We start from the raw sequence: 19,274 nt of genomic DNA, 5'->3' as shown, positions 1-19,274 counted from the left end.
GTGGGTTCCATCGTCGCGCCCGGAGGCACCCCGACGCGGATCGCGTGTCGTCGTATTACGCGCGCGGCGGACGTGCACCGCCGCAGTACGGTGATCAGGTGAGCACCACCCCGCGCTGCCCCTCGTGCCGCCGCTTCGTCTACCTCGACACCCTCGTCTGCCCCGCGTGCGGGACGGAGATGGGGCTCCAGGTGATCGAGCGCGTCTTCGAGGCGGTGCACGCGGGCCGCACGGTCGTCGACGGCGTGACGTGGTTCACCTGCTCGGAACGCGACTGGGGGTGCAACTGGCTCGTGCGTGAAGACGCGCCCGCGGGGCGCTGCTCCTCGTGCCGGCTGACACGGCGGCGCCCCGACGCGGACGACACCATCGCGCTCGAGAAGCTCGCCACGGTCGAAGAGGCCAAGCGCCGGCTCGTCCTGCAGATCGGGGACCTGGGTCCGCCGATCGAGGGCTGGTACCAGAAGCCGGGCGGCCTGGGGTTCGATCTGCTGTCGAGCCGCTCCGACGGTGAGAAGGTGACGATCGGGCACGCGAACGGCATCATCACGACCGATCTGGCCGAGAGCCTCGACGATGTCCGCGAGGCGGTGCGCGTCAAGCTCGGTGAGCCGTACCGCACCGTCCTCGGGCACCTCCGCCACGAGGCGGGGCACTACTTCCAGAACGTGCTCATCACCGACGACGCCACGTGGTCGCGCTGCCGCGAGCTGTTCGGCGACGAGCGCGAGAGCTACCGCGACGCCCTGAACCGGCACTACGAGTTCGGCGCGCCGCAGAACTGGTCGGACGCGTTCATCTCGGAGTACGCGACGATGCACCCGTGGGAGGACTTCGCCGAGACCTTCGCCCACTACCTGCACATCGTCGGGACGCTGCAGACGGCGGCGGCGATCGGCATCCACCTCGAGGCGGGCGCGTCGACCCTCCGCGACACCGATGTCGAACCGCGCGAGGACTACGGCGATCAGTCGGTCGGACGGACACTCAGCGATTGGGCTGCGCTCTCGCAGGCGTTCAACCGGGTGAACCGGTCGATGGGGCTCGCCGACCTGTACCCCTTCACGATCACCCCGCCGGTGCAGCGCAAGCTCGCGTTCATCCACGAGATCATCACGCGCGCGCGCCTCACGACCGCCGAACAGGTGGAACTCGCTCTCGCCCCACAGGGCGACGAACGCAACTGAGCGGCACCGGCGGCCCGGTCACCGCTCGCCCGCGTCACCGCTGGCCCGGTCACCGCCCGCACCGCTGGCCCGGTCACCGCTCGCCCGCGAAGACGAGCGGCACCCCCACCCACTCGGCGAGATCGCGGAGTTCGGCATCCACCATCTCGCGTTCCTCGGGGTCGAGGGGCGCGGTCAGGTCGAGTTCGTGCACCGCGGTGACGACGAGATTCTCCTTCTTTTTGTCGAGCGCCGCGTCGAGAAGGCCCACGAACCGGTCGCCGACCAGGATCGGATGCGCGAAGTAGCCGTAGACGCGCTGCGCTTTGGGTTTGAACTGCTCGAGGATGTACTCGAAGTCGAACAGCTCCTTCAGCCGCGGTCGATCGAACAGCATGCCGTCGTAGGGGTTCAGGATCGCGACGCGACCGCCGGGATCGTCGTGGAGCGTCTCGAGCGCGGCGGGGTCGACGCGCCACTTCCAGTCCGATCCTTCCACCCGCGCGGGCTCCCCGGCGTCGCCGATGGGCGTCCACGGCGACTTCTGCCGCGCGAGGCCCGCCGCTTGCAGGCGCCGCGCGTCGAGCTCGGCACCGGCCTCGTCGTAGTCGCGCTCGGGCACGCCCGCGAAGACGCGCTCGCCGATGTCCCAGATGCGCTGACGACCCTCACGCCCGACGATCCCGACCTCGCCGAGATACGAGAGGAGATCGAGCATCATCGGCACCTGATTCGAGCCGTACCAGCCGCCCTCGTCACCATGCGCGACCTGACTGGTGTCGGGGATCTGCGCCGCGAGCATCGGTCCCTCCGCGCGCAGGCGCGCGAGCACGTCGGCGCGAAAGCGGGCGTTCGCCTCCATCCACCCCGCGGCCCGCGCGCGGAAGACCCGCCCGCGCATGCGCGCGAGGAGCGCGGGCAGGAGGGATGCCGCATGGAAGTGCCCGTCGTACTCGAACAGCAGCCGGTCCTGCTCCACGGCCTTCCGCAGCTGCCCCGGCTCGTAGGCCCAGCCGATCCGGCTCCACGCGATCGTCTGCTCCGAGGGGGCGATGACCGCGGTGGGGTCGATCTTGATCGAGCCGAGCTGCTCGGCCACTTCGACGACGTCGCCCGGGCGCTCCGCATCGAGCAGCTGCGCGCGCACGACGAGCCGCCGGGCCTCGTCACGGCTGAGGTCGTGGACGGCGTCGTCGGTCATGACCGAAGGCTACGCCGGGCCGCCGACACGCACGAGATGGTGCGTGTCGGCGACCTCGGCGACCCGGCGGCTGCGGCCACCGCAGCGGTTACTGCACCGACCACCCGCCGTCGCTCGGCAGGATGACGCCGTTGAGGTTGACCCCGTCGTCGGAGAGCAGGAATGTGATGGATGCCGCCAGCTGCTCCGCCGTCGCGAGCGTCGGGATCGACGCCTGGAACGGCTGCAGGCGCGCCTGCCCTGCCTCCGACACGTGCGGCGGGAAGGGGATGCCGGTGGCGACCCCTCCGGGCGCGACGGCGTTGACGCGGATGCCCTGCGGTCCGTACATGAACGCCGCCGAGCGGGTCATACCGATGACGGCGTGCTTCGACGTCGTGTAGGCGTTGCCCGACGCCGAGCCGCGCAGACCCGCCTCGGATGTGATGTTGACGATCGATCCGCGACCGGCCGCCATCATGGCCGGGAGCACGGCTCGGGTGAGCTTGAACGCCCCGGTGACGTTCACCGCCATGACGCGCTCCCACATGGCATCCGTCGTCTCGTGGAGCGGCGAGAAGTCGTCGTTGATCCCGGCGACGTTGGCCAGACCGTCGATGCGCTCCCCCGCGGCGGCGGCGATCGCGTCGACCGACTCCTGGCTCGTGATGTCACCGGTGACCGTCACGATGTCGGCGTCCGGGAGCGCCTCCTCGAGACTGCCGAGCTTCTCGGCCGACACGTCGACGGCGATGACGCGGCCGCCCTCTCGGGCGATGCGCGCCGCGGTGGCGCGACCGATGCCGCTCGCAGCTCCGGTGACGATGACGGTCTTTCCGGTGAAGCGGCCGGGGGTGACCTGTTCGACCCAGCCCGCGTCGCCGGTGTCAGTGGGCATGACGCCGTCGTTCGCCTTCAGGACGAGGTCGTCGACGACCGACTGGGGCGTCTGGCCCTGGCTGAGCGCGACGAGCTGCTGCAGAGGCAGACCGCGCAGCGGCGCGAGGATCTCCTCCGAGGCGCCGGACGCGGCCAGCAGTCCGCGGACGAGCGGACCGCCGTTCTCGCTGTCGAGCCAGGCGCCGATGGTGCTGGACGCGGTGAGGGGTGTCTTCTCCGACATGTCTCGATCTCCTTCGTGAGCGGGCGCGGGGTGCACCCGGATCGTTCGTCCGGTGCAATTCCCGCTAGGGAAATCTTATTCCCCTGCGGGAAATAACGCACGCGCGAGACTAGAGTCGAGACGTGTCCACTCCGAAGGCTCCCTCCCGTCGCGGCCGCGGCGCACGGGCCGGCCTCGACCTCGAGGTGATCCTCGGGGCGGCCCGCGGAATCGATCCCGACGCCCTCACGATGCAGGGCGTCGCCACGGCGCTCGGCGTCGACCGCAAGGCGCTGAACCACCACGTCACCGACCGCGAGAGCCTCCTCGAGTTGCTCGCCATCGACGCGTTCCGCCGCCGCGTCGACCTCGACGACCGGGACCTCGGCACGACGTGGCAGGATGCCTGCCGCGCCTACGCCGAGAGCCTGTGGCGGAGCCTCGTCGACATCGGGCAGTGGCTCCCCTACTTCCGCTTCACGAATCCCCGCGACCTCGTCATCGCGGAGCCCGCGGAGGTGATCGCCGAGCGGATGCTCGCCGCAGGATTCGACACCGTCACCGTCAGCCGCGCGATGCACCTGCTCGTCACGATCTGCCGCGGCTTCGCGCAGGATGCCGTCACCGGCAGCCGGTCGGGAGGGCATCCGCAGATCGAGGACCTGCGCGCCGCGCTCGCCGTCGAGCGCGCGGGATACCCGGCCCTGCGGAGCCTCGTCGACGCGCGCGTCGACAACTTCGGCGCGGCCCAGTTCGCGTTCGATCTCGACACGTTCCTCGCGGGCATCGAACGACTCGCGCCGCGCGAGTCCTGACGGGCGACGCGTCAGCCGCGGGCGAGAATCTCCCCTCGCGGCTCAGCCGCGGGCGAGAATTTCCCCTCGCGGCTCAGCCGCGGGCGAGAATTTCTCCGTGCGGCAGGAGGATCCACCCGTCGGGGTTCTCGGCCCACTCGCGCCACCCCGCGCTGATCCGCTCGAGCGCCGGACGGTCGGCGATGCCGCGGGAGACGACGGTCTCGGCGAAGGACGAGTGCAGCGCGCGATCGGCCCACATGCCGCCCCACCACGCCCGGTCCTCGGGGGTCTCGTAGAGCCAGAGGGATGCCGATGAGCGCACGTCGGTGAAGCCGGCCGCCCGCGCCCACGCCTTCAGCTCGCGGCCCGCGGCGGGTTCGCCGCTCGTCGCGCGATGCGCGGCGAGGTACACGGTGATCCACTCGTCGAGCGCGGGGAGGCGCGGCCACCAGATGACGCCCTCGTAGTCGACGTCGCGCGCCGCAACGACGCCGCCCGGCTTCACGACGCGGCGAAACTCCCGCAGCGCATCGACGGGTCGCGCGAGGTGCTGGAGCACCTGATGAGCGTGCACGACGTCCCACGTGTCGTCGGGAGAGTCCAGCGCGTACGCGTCGTCGACCGCATAGGTCAGGTTCTCCAGCGCGGGGTTCTTCACCGCGGCGGCGACGCGGTCGGCATCCGCCTGCGCGATGACATCGGCGGAGGCATCCACCCCGAGGACCGCGCCCGGCGCGACCCGCGCCGCGATGTCGAGCGTGATCGTGCCGGGGCCGGCGCCGACGTCGAGCACGGACGTCCCCGGGGCGAGCTCGGGCAGCAGGTAGGCGGCGGAGTTCTCGGCCGTGCGCCATCGGTGCGAGCGCAGGACGCTGTCGTGGTGGCCGTGGGTGTAGGCGTCGGGCATGCGTCCATCCTGTCCTGCTGCGTCTGATCGCCGCGCCCGTGCGGTGTCACATGTCGGCGGGCGTCCACTCCGAGACGGCGTCGAGCTCGGCGACCTCGTCGGCGGTGAGGTCGGTGGTCGCCCCGGCGAGCAGGTCGGCGACCTGCGAGACCTTCGACGCCGACGCGATGGGAGCCGCAACGGTCGGCTTCGCGCGCAGCCACGCGAGCGCCGCCGAGGCCATCGACACGCCATGCGCGTCGCCCACACGCTCAAGCACCTCGAGAATCTGCAGCCCCTGCGGCGTCGCGTACCTCGCCGCCGCCTCGGCCCGCGGCGAGGTGTGGCCGTCGGCATCGGCATCCGTCGAGCGGTACTTGCCCGTCAGGAACCCCTTGGCGAGCGCGAAGTACGGCACGAGGCTCATGCCGTATTCCTCGGCGACGGGCACGATGTCGGTCTCGGTCTCGCGGTGCACGAGGTTGTAGTGCGGCTGGATCGCGACAGGCTCGGGCACGCCCAGCTCGCGCGCGATGCGCACCCACTCGCGAATGCGGTCGGCCGAGTAGTTCGACACCGCCGTGTCCCGCACGAGCCCGTCGGAGACCAGCTGGCCGAACGCGGCGACGGTCTCTTCGAGCGGCGTCTCGGGATCGTCGAAGTGCGCGTAGTAGAGGTCGATCGACTCGACGCCGAGGCGCTCGAGCGATGCCTCGGCGGCCGCGCGCACGTTCGCCGCTCCGAGACCGCGGAACTGCGGGTGCTGGCTCACCTTCGTCGCGACGACGACGCCGTCGGGCCTCCGGTCGGCGAGCCACGCGCCGATGATGCGCTCGCTCTCCCCGCCTTCGTGGCCGTCGACCCACGCACTGTAGGAGTCCGCCGTGTCGATGAAGTTGCCGCCGCCGGCGTGGAACGCGTCGAGGATCGCGAACGATTCGTCGCGGTCGGCCGTCCAGCCGAACACGTTGCCACCGAGGGCGAGGGGGAAGACGTCGAGCTCACTGTGTCCGATGCGGGTCATGCTCCGATCCAAGCACGCCCCGCCGACACTCGGGGCGGCGGGCGTACCCTGGAGGCGTGAACATCGTGAGCAGCCCGCGTGGCCGAGGGGAGGTCGTCGGCGGATCCTCCGCCGTCGAGAGATGACGCCGCCCCGGCGCCGCGACCGCAGCACACAGGTGGACGGCGCCCCGCTCGTCGCGCCCGCAGACCGGGCGCCCCTCTGAGCCGCGGCCGTCACCGACCCGGACTCCGCGGCATCCTCACCCTCACGATTCCCCGAAAGGGACCTCATGCACGCTCTCACCGAGGCGCAGATCCGCGCCAGCCTCATCAACGTCACCAAGTCCGAACGCTCGCACCTCACCCTCCCCGAGGATTTCGCCGACACGGCGTGGGATGCCGTGGACTTCTACGGCGCCCGCGACCGCAAGCTCGCCCTCGTGGGCTACGTCGTCGTCGAACTCGACGGCGAACCGACGGGACTTCTCCTCCGCCAGGCCGAGTCGAAGCCGCGCACGCGCGCGCAGTGCTCGTGGTGCAACGACGTCCAGCTGCCGAACGACGTGCTCCTGTTCACTGCGAAGCGCACGGGCGATGCCGGGCGCCGCGGCGACACCGTCGGCACGCTCGTCTGCGACCGGTTCCAGTGCAACGTCAACGCCCGCAAGCTCCCGCCGCTCGCCTACACCGGCTTCGATCGCGAGGCCGCCCGCGCGGCGCGCATCACCGCGATGCGCGAGTCGGTCGAGGGTTTCGTCCGCTCCGTCCGCGACGGCCTCTGACCCGCTGCGAGACACCCCGGCCCCCTCCTCCTCCCTCCTCCTCCCTCCCCCGACCCCCTCTTCCTTCCCGCGAGACCCGCTTTTCGCGACGAGACCCCGCGAAAGTTCCAGCGGTCTCGTCGCGAACACGCGGTCTCGCGGGAGAAGAGGCGCGGGAGAAGGGGCGGGGGCGGGAGGTGCGGCGGTAGGGAGGCGCGGGAGAAGGGGCGGGGGCGGGAGGTGCGGCGCGGGCAGAGGGAGGAGCGCGCATCCCGGCATCCATTCAGCGGAATACACTCCGACGGCGTAGCGTTGCAGCCATCATGCAACGCTTCGGAACCCTCTCGTTCGGACACTACGGACCGCTCGGCAACGGGCAGCAGCTCACGGCGGGCGACTCGCTGAAGCAGGCGATCGACCTCGCGCAGGGCATGGACGACCTGGGCGCCAACGGCATCTTCTACCGCGTGCACCACTTCGCGCGCCAGCAGGCATCCCCCATGCCGCTGCTCGCCGCGATCGCCGCGACGACGAAGCGCATCGAGATGGGCACCGGCGTCATCGACATGCGCTACGAGAACCCGCTCTACCTCGCCGAAGAGGCCGCCGCTGTCGACCTCATCTCCGACGGCCGGCTCGCTCTCGGCGTGAGCCGCGGCTCACCCGAGACGGTCGTGCGCGGCTACGAGAAGTTCGGCTACACCGGCGGCAACGACCCGCGCGGTGCGGATCTCGCCCGCGAGCACTTCGATCTCTTCTGGCGCGCGATCGGCGGCGAGGGCATCGCCGAGCGCGACCCGAACTCGCCGTTCGGCGGCGGCACCGGTCTGCAGCGCATCGAGCCCCAGTCGCCGGGCCTCCGCGACCGCATCTGGTGGGGCGCCGGCTCCCGCGACACCGCCGAATGGGCCGGACGCACAGGTCTCAACCTCATGTCGTCGACCCTCGTCACCGAGGCCGACGGCCGCCCCTTCGACATCCTGCAGGCCGAGCAGATCGACCGCTTCCGCGCCGCGTGGAAGGAGGCTGGGCACCCCGGCACCCCGCGCGTCTCGGTGAGCCGTTCGGTCTTCCCGATCACGACCGCCCAGGACGAGCTGTACTTCGGGCACAGCCAGGAGGGCGACGGCATCGGCTACATCGACGGCCTCCGCTCCACCTTCGGCAAGACCTATGCGGCGTCGCCCGACGTCCTCATCGAGCAGCTGCAGCAGGATGCCGCGGTCATGAGCGCCGACACGCTCATGCTGACGATCCCCTCGCAGCTCGGGGTCGCCTTCAATCTGCACATCGTGGAGTCGTTCGCGCAGCACGTCGCACCCGCGCTCGGGTGGAAGCCGAACACCGAGGCGTGACGCCGCGGCGTGCGGGCACGGCGCTGAGACTGAATGGCGCGGAGACTGAACACGGAACACGCGGATCGCGTGACCATGGCATGCGGGGCGTGCCACGCTGGAGCCATGGGTGATGTCGCCGCGGTCTCGCTGGAGGGTGTTCTCGTGTGCGCCGATGACGCCGAGGCGGCGCGGGTGCGCGAGCTCCTGCCCGAGCACATCGCGCTCACCCGCGCCGAGCCGGGATGCCTGGCCTTCGACGTCCTGCCCGCGAGCCCGTTCGAGTGGACGGTGAACGAGCGATTCCGCGATCGCGACGCTCTCGCCGCGCATCAAGAGCGCGCGGCGGCGAGCGCCTGGGGGCGCGGGACCGCCGGCATCCAGCGCCGCTATACCGTCACCGGCTGAGGCGCGCGCCGGCCCGACGACGGTTCTCTGCCGCCGCCGGCCGGTGCCCCACCGCTCAGCCGCGCCGCGCTCGGCGCGCGAATCCCGCGCCCACCGCCAGCAGCAGCACCCCGGCGATCGCGAGGATGCCCGCCACGTGACCGTCGCCACCCGTGGCCGCGAGACCCGTCGAACCAGCCGAACCCGTGGATGCGGCGCCGTGCGGTGCCGTGACCTCGAGCTCGGTCCACCCGAGCACCGCACCGGCGGCATCCGTCACGGCGATGCGGTGCAGCCCGGCGGGAGTGGACGCGGGGATCATGAGCGCCACCGTCCCCGAGTCCGATGCGGTCGCGGCGCCGAGGTCGGTGGGCGTCGAGAACAGCCAGCCGTGCACTGCCTGTCCGGGTGCCGCGCGCGGGACGGTGAGGGTCACCGTGCCGCCCGCCGCGACCGAAGCCGGCCCGACGAGCCCGCCGCGGACATCATCGACCAGCTCCGCTGCGGACGGCGCACCGCCCGTCGCGGGAAGAGTCGGCGAAACGGTCGGCTCCGGCGAAACGGTCGGCTCCGGCGAAACGGTCGGCTCCGGCGAAACGGTCGGCTCGGGCTCCGGCTCCGCGCCCGCCGTGCACGCGAGCGTTCCCGACCGGAGCGAGAACCCGTCGGTGTCGGCATCGTCGGCGTAGAACGTCCGCGCGACCCCGTCCGCGCAGGCGGCACCGATCGCGAAGCCCTCGTTCGCGACGTTCGGGGCGTTCGCCGGCCGCGCGTACACGTGCGTTGCGGCGAAGGCGCCGTCGGGGCCGATCTCGTACGTCGCGGTGCGACCGTCGCACGCCTCGTCGCACGCGACCCAGAGCAGGCCGCGGTCGAACTGCACGTCGGCCACGAGCGCGAAGGGAGTGTCGACCGTCGCGACCCGCGCGAAGGCGCCGCTTTCCTGGAGCGCGTAGGCGTAGACCTTCGCGGTGCCCTCGACGCCGACGAAGAAGAGGCCGTCGCCGTGCCCCGGGTAGCGGGCGGGGTCGTACGCGGTCGCCGTCCGCTGGTCGAGGAACCCCTGCTCCGTGAGGAAGGCATCCGGCACCCAGGTGATGCCCTCGAGCCCCGCGTTCGCCCCAAGCCCCGGGAAGTCGGCGGCGAGGTTCCACTCGGCATCGGCGGCGAGCGGGTCACCGCCGGAAGCGACCGGCGTGTACCGCAGCACCGACGGCCGGCTGACGGAGCCCTGCGCGTTGTTCCGCTCACTCGAGACGTACACGTTGGACCCGACCGCGGTCACGCCCTCCGCGTCGACACGCCCGGTGCCGTCGGGGTAGCGGAGGGTCCAGGACGACGACGGCGCGAGCCGTTCGCCCGTGAGGCGATACAGGATGCCGTTGCCGTTCTCGACCGCCCACAGTCCCCCGTCGGCCCAGTCCAGTCCCGACAGATCGCCGGCGAAGGTCCCCTCCTCATCGAGCACCGTGACGTCGGCGCCGCCCGGCCACGCCTCGACGACCGTCTCTCCGGCGCAACGGTTCGGCGCACCCTTGGTCGACTCGGCGGTGACCGCGAAGGCTCCCGTACCGTCGGGGCACCGACCCCAGGTCGTCGCGGCGTGCCCCGCCCACGACGTCGCGTCGAGCTCGGTCTCCCCGTCCGCGTCGAAGAGGTGCACGGCATCCGTGCCGCCGAGGCCGAATCCGAAGGCGGACTCGTCGAGCACGAGGCGGCCCTGCGCGGCGATCGTCGTACCTGCGGGGATCGTGTAGCGGTGACCGGCAACCTCCGAATCGGTCACGACGAGGCCCGCGACCGAGACCTCCGACGCCGAGCGGTTGACGAGCTCGATCCAGTCGCCCGGCGTGCCGCCGTTCGATTCGACCTCGTTGATGCGCACGGGCAGTGAGCAGTCGTTGGGGGCGCCTTTCGTCGTCGTGCTCGTGATCCGGAGCTCACCGACGCCGTCGGGGCAGAGCCCGTAGCTCGTCCCGGGCGCGTGCTCGGTCCACGAGGCCTGGGCGACGAGCGTCGCCACCTCGGGCGCGAACACGCGCACCCGGTCGGCGTTGCCGAGTCCGAAGTCGAACCCGGGCTGGGTCGCGGTCTTCTGATCGACCAGCAGGATGCCGCGGGCAGGTACCACCGATCCCTCCGGGAGCCGATCGGTGCGACTGTCGTCGTCGTCCTTGACGACGAAGCCCGAGACGTCGATCGGCGCCTCCGTCGTGTTGTACAGCTCGAACCAGTCGGTGTCGTCGCCGTTCGACTCGATCTCGTTGACGACGAGCGCGCCCGCCGGCGGGAGCGGCACCCCGGGCGAGGAGCTCGGCGTCGGAGCAGGGCTCGAGGTCGCGGTCGGCGTGGCCGTCGGGGTCGCGCACGCGTTGCTCGCGCCCGGCGTCGGGGCGGCGGTCACCGTGAATGCGCCGACGCCGTCCGCGCAGCGGCCGTAGGTCGTCGCGGCCTCGGTCGTCCACGTGAAGGTGTCGACGAGGCCCCCGCCTGGACGGAACAGGCGCGCGGCGTCGGCCTTGCCAAGGCCGAAGGTCATGTCGGGCCCCCCGAAGACGTAGTACGCGCCCGGGGCGAGCACCGTTCCGGCGGGAACCGCGTCGGTGCGCTCGTCCTTGTCGTCCTTGACGATCCAGCCGGAGATGTCGACGGCATCCGTTCCGGTGTTAGTGAGTTCGATCCAGTCCGGACCGCTGCTTTCCACCTCGTTGATCACGACGGTCTCGGTCGCCGCCTGCGCGGGAACGACGACGGCGGCGGCCGCGACGGCGGCGACGGCGATGGAGAGGGCGGTGGCGGCGAGCAGGCGCGCGCGCGAAGCGACGGAGAGCATGTGGTTTCCCGGGGGGTCGGCGCCCGACGGCGCGGCGGAGCGGGGGTTCCCGGAGAGAGTGCCGAGCCCGGGCGAACGCGCGGCACACGCCGGGTGAACGGATGCGGAACGATCTGCGGCGCCACGCTCGCCGCACCGCGTCGCGCCCGCGCGGTGCCTCCGCCGAAGAGATTCGGCGCGGCGCTGGCGGAGAGGGCCGAGGCCGTGAATAATAGTGGTATGACCACAGGTCGCCCGGCGGGCTACAGCGCCATCTCCAACTACTCACGCGTCGAGATCCTCCACCTCGTGCAGGATCGCCCCGAGCGCACCGTCTCCGAACTCGTCTCGGCGACCAAGCTCCACCCCAACACGGTGCGCGAACACCTCCAACGGCTCATCGACGACGGCTACGTCGTGTCGAAGACCGAGAACCGCACGACGCGTGGCCGACCCCGCGTCCTCTACAGCGCGACGGACGGAGTCGTCGCCCGCAGCGCCGTCCAGCACCGCCGCGTCCGCGCCGCCGCCGAACGCGGCGACCTCATGCGCCGCGTCATCCCGGGTGCCGCGCCCGATTTGGAACAGAGCGCCCTCCACCAGATCGACGCTCTCGTCGAAGACCTCGTCGACGCCGGCTTCGACCCGCTGGTGGACGAGGACGAACTCACGGTCGAACTCACGCCCTGCGCGCACGCGTCGGCCCAGGCATCCCACCGCGAAGTCCTCTGCAGCGTGCACCTCGGCATCATGCAGAGCGTGCTGAGCGCCGCCGACGGCCCGCTCTCCGTCGACGGCATGCGCTCGTCGTGCGATCCGCGGGAGTGCATCGTGCAGCTGCTGCACGCCTCGCAGACGCCCTGACCGCGAGGAGGGCGCGCGAGGTTTATTCACGGCCCGGTCTCTTCGCCGCTGAGCGCAACCTGTGTACCTTCAGTCACAAGGAAGACCGGGCCGCCGCGCCCGGCCCTGAGAGAGGACCGAGATGGACTTCTTGGACCCGCTGCTGCTCGCCCGCTGGCAGTTCGGCCTGACGACGCTGTACCACTTCATCTTCGTGCCGCTCACCCTCGGCATGGGCCTGGTCGTCGCGATCTTCCAGACCGTCTGGCACCGCACGGGCGACGTCAAATGGTTCCAGTTGACGCGCTTGTTCGGCGGGATGTTCCTCATCAACTTCGCGATGGGCGTCGTGACCGGCATCGTGCAGGAGTTCCAGTTCGGCATGAACTGGTCGTCGTACTCCCGCTTCGTCGGTGACATCTTCGGCGCGCCGCTCGCCTTCGAGGGCCTGCTCGCGTTCTTCCTCGAGGCGACGTTCCTGGGCCTGTGGATCTTCGGCTGGACGCGCCTACCCCGCCGCATCCACCTCGCGACGATCTGGATGGCGTGGATCGGGGCGAGCCTTTCGGCCTACATCATCCTCGCCGCCAACGCCTGGATGCAGAACCCGGTCGGCTACCAGATGGCCGCCGACGGCAGCCGCGCGGAGCTCAACGACTTCTTCGCCGTCCTCACGAACCGCGTCGCCCTCGCGACCTTCCCGCACACCATGTTCGCGTCGTTCATGTTCGCTGCGGCCGTCGTCATCGCGACCGCGGCCTGGCACCTGCGCCGCCACCAGCACGTCGACACGATGCGCCCCGCGCTGAAGTTCGGTCTCTGGTTCATGATCGCCTCGTTCGTCGGCGTCGTCATCGCCGGCGACCAGCTGGGCCTCCAGATGGTCGCGACGCAGCCGATGAAGATGGCCGCCGCCGAGGCCCTGTGGGATACGGCGTGCGGGCGGGATGCCTCGTTCTCGATCTTCTCGATCGGCACACCCGACGGCACGGGCGAGGTCTGGTCGCTGCGCGTTCCCTATCTTCTGTCGTTCCTTTCGACGCAGACCTTCGACGGCTGCGTCGAGGGCCTCAACGATCTCAACGCCCAGTACTCCGAGCAGTGGCCTGCCTGGGCCGCGCAGCTCGGGGCGGAGGGCCTGAACTTCGCCCCCACGATCTGGATCACCTACTGGTCGTTCCGCTGGATGATGGGCTTCGGCGGTATCGCGGTGCTCATCGCGATCGTCGGCCTCTGGCTCACCCGCAAGAACGCCACGAAGCCGGTCCCCGACTGGGCGTGGCGCGTCGCGATCTGGTCGGCCCCGCTTCCCATGCTCGGCAGCCTCGTCGGCTGGATCTTCACCGAGATGGGCCGTCAGCCCTGGATCGTGTTCGGTCTCATGCTCACCGAGGACGGCGTCTCGCCGAGCGTCCCGGCGTGGAACGTGCTGATCTCCCTCATCGCGTTCACCGCGATCTACGCCGCCCTGGCGGTGGTCGAGTTCAAGCTCATCAAGAAGGCCGCCCAGAAGGGGCCCGGAGGAATCGAGCCGCCGGATGACTCGGCATCCGAACTCGACGACCAATTCGCGACGGTCTACTAAGGAGCCCGGTCATGGATCTCGCCTACCTCTGGTTCTTCATCGTCGGCGTGCTGTTCGTCGGCTACTTCGTCCTCGACGGCTTCGACTTCGGTGTCGGCATGTCGCTCCCCTTCCTCGGCAAGAACGACGTCTCACGCCGCCAGGTGATCAACACGATCGGGCCCGTCTGGGACCTCAATGAGACATGGCTGATCGTCGCCGGCGCGTGCCTGTTCGCCGCGTTCCCGGAGTGGTATGCGACGCTCTTCAGCGGGTTCTACCTCGCGCTGCTGCTGATCCTGCTGGCCCTCATCCTCCGCGGCGTCTCGTTCGAGTACCGCCACCGCACCGAGGACCCGGCCGCCCGTCGCCGCTACGACATCATGATCGTCATCGGCTCGGTCGTCCCCGCGCTCCTGTGGGGCGTCGCCGTCGGCAACATCGTGCAGGGTGTGCCGATCGACGAGAACAAGGAGTTCACCGGCTCGCTCCTCACGCTCCTGAACCCCTACGGACTGTGGGTGGGCCTCACGACCCTGTTCCTGTTCTTCCTCCACGGCGTCTACTTCGTCGGACTGAAGACCGACGGGCAGGTCCATCACGACGCGCAGGCGCTCGCGAAGAAGCTCGCGATCCCGACGGTCGTGCTCGCCGCCGGCTGCGTCGTCTGGACGGTCGTCATCGCGGCCGGGCGCGAGGCGCCGCTCCTGTGGGCCGTGATCGCGTGCGGCGTGATCGCCGCCGTGGCGCTGCTGCTGTCGGTGTACCTCAACTGGATCGACCGCGACGGAAAGGCGTTCGCCGCCGGAGCCGTGACGATCGTGTTCGCGGTGCTGACACTGTGGCTCGCACTCTTCCCGTACGTCATGCCCTCCACGACCGACCCGGCGTACAGCCTCACGATCGAGAACGCGTCGAGCTCCGACTACACGCTCACGATCATGACGTGGGCGGCGGTCATCTTCCTGCCGCTCGTCCTCCTCTACCAGGGCTGGACCTACTGGGTGTTCCGCAAGCGCGTCAGCCGCTCGTCGATCGAGAGGGCTGCCGCCGAGGTGCACTGACGCGTCGCCCGAGGGGCTCGCGGGGCGTTCGTAAGGCAGGATCGAAGCATGGCATCCGACCCGGCTCCCGCGCGCTCGCGCCCGGTCGACCCGCGCCTGCTGCGCTACGCGCGCGCCTCCCGCGGCTTCTTCGTCGCGATCGCCCTCATCGGCGCGGCGCAGACGCTCGTCGTGATCGCGTTCGCGTGGTTCCTGACCCAGGCGATCACCGGCGTCATCGACGGCGTCCCGTGGGCGCGGCTGCAGCAGACCCTCATCGCCCTCGCCGTCGTCGTGGTGCTTCGCGCGCTCCTGCTCTGGGCGCGCGAGGCCCTGTCGGCGCGGGCGGCGGCGCGCGTGCAGGTGCAGCTGCGCGAAAGGCTCGTGGATGCCGTCGACGCCCTCGGCCCCGCATGGCTCGCGTCCCGCAACACGGCGCAGCTCGCGATCACGGCGGGGCGGGGACTCGAAGCGCTGGATGCCTACTTCGGCCGCTACCTGCCGCAGCTCGTGCTCACGGTCATCACGACGCCGGTCCTCCTCGCCGTGATGTGGTGGCAGGACTGGATCTCAGGCCTCACCGTGCTCCTCACGCTCCCGCTCATCCCCGTCTTCATGATCCTCATCGGTCTCGCGACGCGGAGCGTCCAGCAGAAGCAGTGGAAGACGCTCGGCCACCTCGCGGCGCGCTTCGCCGACACCGTGCAGGGCCTGTCGACGCTCAAGGTCTTCGGCCGCCAGCACCGCGCCGCCGACTCGATCGACCGGGTCACCCGTAGCTACCGGCGCGAGACGATGCGCGTGCTGCGGGTCTCGTTCCTCTCCGGGTTCGCGCTGGAGCTGCTGGCATCCATCTCCGTGGCGATCGTCGCCGTCTCGATCGGCTTCCGCCTGCTCGAGGGGTCGCTGACGCTCACCGTGGGCCTGTTCGTCCTGCTCCTCGCGCCGGAGGCGTACCTGCCCCTGCGTCAGGTCGGCGTGCAGTTCCACGCCGCCGCCGAGGGCGTCGCCGCGACCGACGACGTGTTCGCCGTCCTCGATGAGGCGGCGGCGTCGGGGTCCGGCGCCGGGGCGGCGTCGCCGACGCAGGAGATATCACCGACACAGGACGGTGCGGCCGGTTACGGTCCTGCCTCCACGATTTCTCCTGCCCCCGTGACGCGCCGGCTCGAGGTGCGCGACTTGCGCGTGCGGCGCGGCGACCTGCTGCTGCCCCCCGTGACCTTCGCCGCCGAGCCCGGCACCGTGACCCTCGTCGAGGGGCCGAGCGGATCGGGCAAGTCGAGCCTTCTGGCCGCACTCCGCGGCGCCGCCGACTACGAGGGGAACGCACTCGTCGACGGCGTCGAGGCGGCGACGCTCTCCCCCGCGTCGTGGCTGGCGTGGGCGGGTCAGAACCCGGGGCTCATCGCGGGGACGATCGGGCAGAACGTCCGTCTCGGTGACCCCGACCCCGACGCCGGCACTCACCCGCACCCGCTGACAGTCCAGGCCCTCGAGCTCGCGCAGGCGGGCGATCTCGATCCGGCCGCCGAGCTCGGCGTGCAGGGCTCGGGCCTTTCCGGCGGGCAGGCGCAGCGCGTCGCCGTCGCCCGTGCGTTCCACCGGCACCTGCGCGGCCTCGCGCCCGTGCTCGCCCTCGACGAGCCGAGCTCGGCGCTGGATGCCGAGACCGAGGCCGCACTGTGGGCGAATGTCCGCGCTCTCGCGGATGCCGGGGCCACCGTCGTCCTCGTCTCGCACCGGCGCTCCGCCCGCGAGATCGCCGACCGCGTCGTGACGCTCTCCGCCCGCACCGCGGAGGTGGTCTCATGACGACCGCGAACGACATCCTCCGCCGTGCGATGCCGTCCCTGCGACGCTTCTGGCCGGGCGCGGCATCGGGGTTCCTGTCCGAGGCATCCGCCGTCGCCCTCCTCGCCTGCAGCGCGTGGCTCATCGTGCGCGCGAGCGAGCAGCCCGCGGTCATGTACCTCTCGGTCGCGGTCGTCGGCGTGCGCGCGTTCGCGCTGAGCCGCGCGACCTTCCGCTACACCGAGCGGCTCGCGTCGCACGACGCCGCCCTCCGGCAGCTCGCCGTGACCCGCACCGACCTCGTGCGAAGGCTCATCCCCCTCGCCCCCGACGGTCTGGGCAGGACGCGCCGCGGGTCGGTGCTCGCCGCCCTCGTCGACGACGTCGACGAACTGCAGAACCTGCCGCTGCGCGTCGTGCTGCCGCTCGTCTCGTCGGTCGCCGTCGCGCTCGGCGCCGTCGTCCTCGTCTCGATCGTGTGGTGGCCGGCCGGCCTCACACTGCTCGCCTGCCTCGTCGTCGCCGCGATCGTCGCGACGGCGTGGGGGTGGGCGTCGGGGTCGCGCGCCGAGCGGGCGATCGCCCCGCTGCGCGCCCGCCTCGCCGACGCCGTCCTCGACCACCTGGCGAGCCTCGACGTCCTCGTCGCGTACGGCGCACAGGACGAGAGCGCCCGGCGCATCCGCACGGCCGATGCGGCGCTCCGCCGCGCCGCCGTCCGCCGCGCCGGGGCGCAGGCCGGCACCGCGGCCGTCGTGTCGCTGCTCGCCGGCGCCGCATCGATCCTCGCGCTCCTCGTCGCGGGCCCGGCGGTCGGCGAGGGGGCCCTCCGTGGGCCGGAGTTCGCGATCGCCGTGCTCGTTCCGATGGCGGTGTTCGAGGTGTTCGCGACCGTCCCCGCCGCTGCGGCGTCGTGGCGCCAGGTGCGGGCCGCGGCCGAGCGGATCGCCTCCGCCCTGCCCGATACGGTGCCGGACGGCATCCCGTCGGAGGAGACCCCGCCGCCCACGGGCACCGCGCCCGCGCTCGGCTCGGGGCCGAGCGCCGGCCTCGCGCTGCGGGGCGCACGTGCGCACTGGCCCCACGACGACGATGACGCCCTCCGCGGCGTCGACCTCGACGTGCGTCCCGGCGAGCGCGTGCTCGTCGTCGGAACGAGCGGCGCCGGCAAGACGACCCTCGCGCACGTGCTCGTGCGATTCCTCGACACCCCCGCGGGCACCTACGCCGTCGGCGGCGCGGACGTCACGACCCTCGCACCGGACGACGTGCGCCGCACCGTGGGGCTCTGCGAGCAGCAGCCGATGCTCTTCGACGAGGACATCCGGCAGAACCTCCTCTTCGCCCGCGACACGGCGACGGATGCCGAGCTCGAAGCGGCCCTCGACCGCGTCGGCCTCGGCCCGTGGCTCCGCGAACGCGGCGGGCTCTCGGCACGCGTCGGCGAACGCGGCGCGCTCGTCTCGGGCGGCCAGGCGCAGCGGATCTCGCTCGCGCGGGCGCTCCTCCACGGCTTCCCCGTGCTCGTGCTCGACGAACCGACGGCGGGGGTCGACCCGGATGCCTCGGACGCTCTGCTCACCGACCTGCTGACCGCCGTCGGCGACGACCAGGCTGTCCTGCTCATCTCGCACGTCGCCGTGCCCGAGGGCCTCGTCGACCGGACGGTGCACCTCGCCGGCGGCCGCGTCTTGGGCTGAGGCCGACGGGCCGCGGGCGACCGGCCGAATCGTGGGGTCGGTCGAATCGTCGAGTCGTTGTGTCGTGGGGTCGTCGGGTCGTCGGGTCGTCGGGTCGTTGTGTTCCGAAAGCAGGGTCAATCGCTCTGTCGAGCACGCGTGGCGGCGCGCTGAGCGGTTCTGCCCTGCTTTCGTAACGGCTTTCGGAACGCGGGGCGGCCCAGACGGGCGGCGAGCAGGCTGTGTCTCGAGCTCGCCTGCTCGCGTAACGGCAGGGGCGGGCAGGGAGCTGGAGCGCGAGCTCAGATCTCGCGGCCGAAGGCCGCGACGTCCTCGTGCGAGGGGATGCGCGTGAACCCGACGCGCGGGTAGAACGCGATCGCGCCCTCGTTGCGGGTGTCGGCGGCGAGGTGCAGGCCCGTGACGCCGCGCGCGCGCAGCGCCTCGATCAGCGTGTCGATGAGGCGGCGCCCGAAGCCCTGCCCCTGCAGTTCGGGCAGGAGGTCGATGTGCAGGTGCGCCGGGTAGGTGTCGCCGAAGGGCTCGGCTCCCGCGCGGCGCCCGTAGGCGTACGACACGGTCCCGTCCTGTCGGGTGCGCAGTTCCAGGGGCAGGTCGGGGTCGGGCGCCGGCCACCGGTCGTGGTGGCGCGGCCACCACTCGTCGTGGAACCAGTCCTCGAACGCGTGTGTGTCGTCGGTGCCGACCACATAGCCGGCAACCCGGCCGTCGTCGGTCTCGACGACGAAGGCGAGGTCGGGGTCGCGCGCGACGTACGGCAACACGAACACCTCTCCCCACAGGTCGTCGTCGGCGAAGATCCCGGTCGCGTCGGCCCCGGCATCCGCCGTCTTCAGGCAGATCTCGGACAGCGCGGCTTCGTCGCCGGGACGGAAGGGACGGATGAAGGGCATCCCGCGA

Annotated in this window: 16 protein-coding genes; 10 read left to right on the top strand and 6 right to left on the bottom strand. The window is 71.5% G+C overall.

What is annotated here, in order from left to right; translation table 11 throughout:
* The first annotated feature begins 98 nt into the window (after positions 1-98).
* Positions 99-1,187, top strand: coding sequence for a zinc-binding metallopeptidase family protein (locus AC3ENQ_RS07255; RefSeq protein ID WP_431803123.1), 1,089 nt, complete (start codon positions 99-101; stop codon positions 1,185-1,187).
* 73 nt (positions 1,188-1,260) lie between these two features.
* Here AC3ENQ_RS07255 and AC3ENQ_RS07250 read toward each other — a convergent pair whose 3' ends face one another.
* Positions 1,261-2,367, bottom strand: coding sequence for a DNA glycosylase AlkZ-like family protein (locus tag AC3ENQ_RS07250; protein WP_431803121.1), 1,107 nt, complete (start codon positions 2,365-2,367; stop codon positions 1,261-1,263).
* Positions 2,368-2,455: 88 nt separating this feature from the next.
* Positions 2,456-3,469: an SDR family NAD(P)-dependent oxidoreductase gene (locus AC3ENQ_RS07245; RefSeq protein ID WP_431803119.1), complete on the bottom strand. Its 1,014-nt coding sequence runs from the start codon at positions 3,467-3,469 to the stop codon at positions 2,456-2,458.
* Positions 3,470-3,591: 122 nt separating this feature from the next.
* Here AC3ENQ_RS07245 and AC3ENQ_RS07240 point away from each other — a divergent pair, with 122 nt between their 5' ends.
* Positions 3,592-4,263: a TetR/AcrR family transcriptional regulator C-terminal domain-containing protein gene (locus tag AC3ENQ_RS07240; RefSeq protein WP_431803117.1), complete on the top strand. Its 672-nt coding sequence runs from the start codon at positions 3,592-3,594 to the stop codon at positions 4,261-4,263.
* Between the two features lie 73 nt (positions 4,264-4,336).
* Here AC3ENQ_RS07240 and AC3ENQ_RS07235 read toward each other — a convergent pair whose 3' ends face one another.
* Entirely contained in the window at positions 4,337-5,152 is an 816-nt protein-coding gene (locus AC3ENQ_RS07235) for a methyltransferase domain-containing protein (protein WP_431803115.1), read from the bottom strand.
* 46 nt (positions 5,153-5,198) lie between these two features.
* The gene (locus AC3ENQ_RS07230) at positions 5,199-6,155 is read right to left on the bottom strand and encodes an aldo/keto reductase (RefSeq protein ID WP_431803113.1); all 957 of its coding nucleotides are present in this window, start codon (positions 6,153-6,155) and stop codon (positions 5,199-5,201) included.
* Positions 6,156-6,426: 271 nt separating this feature from the next.
* On the opposite strand from AC3ENQ_RS07230, the gene AC3ENQ_RS07225 reads away from it, so the two are divergent.
* The 3 genes from AC3ENQ_RS07225 (at position 6,427) to AC3ENQ_RS07215 (ending at position 8,639) form a co-directional block, all read left to right on the top strand.
* A complete protein-coding gene (locus tag AC3ENQ_RS07225) occupies positions 6,427-6,918 on the top strand; it encodes an FBP domain-containing protein (protein WP_431803111.1) in 492 nt (163 codons plus the stop codon).
* Between the two features lie 302 nt (positions 6,919-7,220).
* Complete coding sequence (locus tag AC3ENQ_RS07220) at positions 7,221-8,252, top strand: LLM class flavin-dependent oxidoreductase (RefSeq protein WP_431803109.1); 1,032 nt, start codon at positions 7,221-7,223, stop codon at positions 8,250-8,252.
* A gap of 105 nt (positions 8,253-8,357) precedes the next feature.
* Positions 8,358-8,639: a putative quinol monooxygenase gene (locus AC3ENQ_RS07215; RefSeq protein WP_431803107.1), complete on the top strand. Its 282-nt coding sequence runs from the start codon at positions 8,358-8,360 to the stop codon at positions 8,637-8,639.
* A 55-nt stretch (positions 8,640-8,694) separates the two neighbouring features.
* Here the strand turns inward: AC3ENQ_RS07215 and AC3ENQ_RS07210 are convergent, their stop codons facing one another.
* Positions 8,695-11,451 carry a lamin tail domain-containing protein gene (locus tag AC3ENQ_RS07210; protein ID WP_431803105.1) on the bottom strand — a complete coding sequence of 919 codons (2,757 nt, stop codon included), beginning with the start codon at positions 11,449-11,451 and terminating at the stop codon, positions 8,695-8,697.
* A gap of 219 nt (positions 11,452-11,670) precedes the next feature.
* Between AC3ENQ_RS07210 and AC3ENQ_RS07205 the strand changes: the two genes are divergently transcribed.
* The 5 genes from AC3ENQ_RS07205 (at position 11,671) to cydC (ending at position 18,374) form a co-directional block, all read left to right on the top strand.
* Entirely contained in the window at positions 11,671-12,294 is a 624-nt protein-coding gene (locus AC3ENQ_RS07205) for a helix-turn-helix transcriptional regulator (protein WP_431803103.1), read from the top strand.
* A 121-nt stretch (positions 12,295-12,415) separates the two neighbouring features.
* The gene (locus AC3ENQ_RS07200; RefSeq protein ID WP_431803101.1) at positions 12,416-13,858 is read left to right on the top strand and encodes a cytochrome ubiquinol oxidase subunit I; all 1,443 of its coding nucleotides are present in this window, start codon (positions 12,416-12,418) and stop codon (positions 13,856-13,858) included.
* A gap of 11 nt (positions 13,859-13,869) precedes the next feature.
* Positions 13,870-14,901 (top strand): cytochrome d ubiquinol oxidase subunit II, encoded by a 1,032-nt coding sequence (cydB, locus tag AC3ENQ_RS07195; RefSeq protein WP_431803099.1) that lies wholly within the window; start codon positions 13,870-13,872, stop codon positions 14,899-14,901.
* Positions 14,902-14,949: 48 nt separating this feature from the next.
* Positions 14,950-16,695 (top strand): thiol reductant ABC exporter subunit CydD, encoded by a 1,746-nt coding sequence (gene cydD, locus AC3ENQ_RS07190; protein ID WP_431803097.1) that lies wholly within the window; start codon positions 14,950-14,952, stop codon positions 16,693-16,695.
* Positions 16,692-18,374, top strand: a complete 1,683-nt coding sequence (gene cydC, locus AC3ENQ_RS07185; RefSeq protein WP_431803095.1) for a thiol reductant ABC exporter subunit CydC — start codon at positions 16,692-16,694, stop codon at positions 18,372-18,374. The genes cydD and cydC overlap by 4 nt, the downstream gene beginning before the upstream one ends.
* A gap of 281 nt (positions 18,375-18,655) precedes the next feature.
* Here the strand turns inward: cydC and AC3ENQ_RS07180 are convergent, their stop codons facing one another.
* A complete protein-coding gene (locus AC3ENQ_RS07180; protein WP_431803093.1) occupies positions 18,656-19,267 on the bottom strand; it encodes a GNAT family N-acetyltransferase in 612 nt (203 codons plus the stop codon).
* Positions 19,268-19,274: the final 7 nt, after the last annotated feature.

This window comes from Microbacterium sp. bgisy203, from assembly GCF_057706945.1.
The sequence above is the reverse complement of the archived record's forward strand: the minus strand, read 5'-3'. Positions and strand labels throughout refer to the sequence as shown.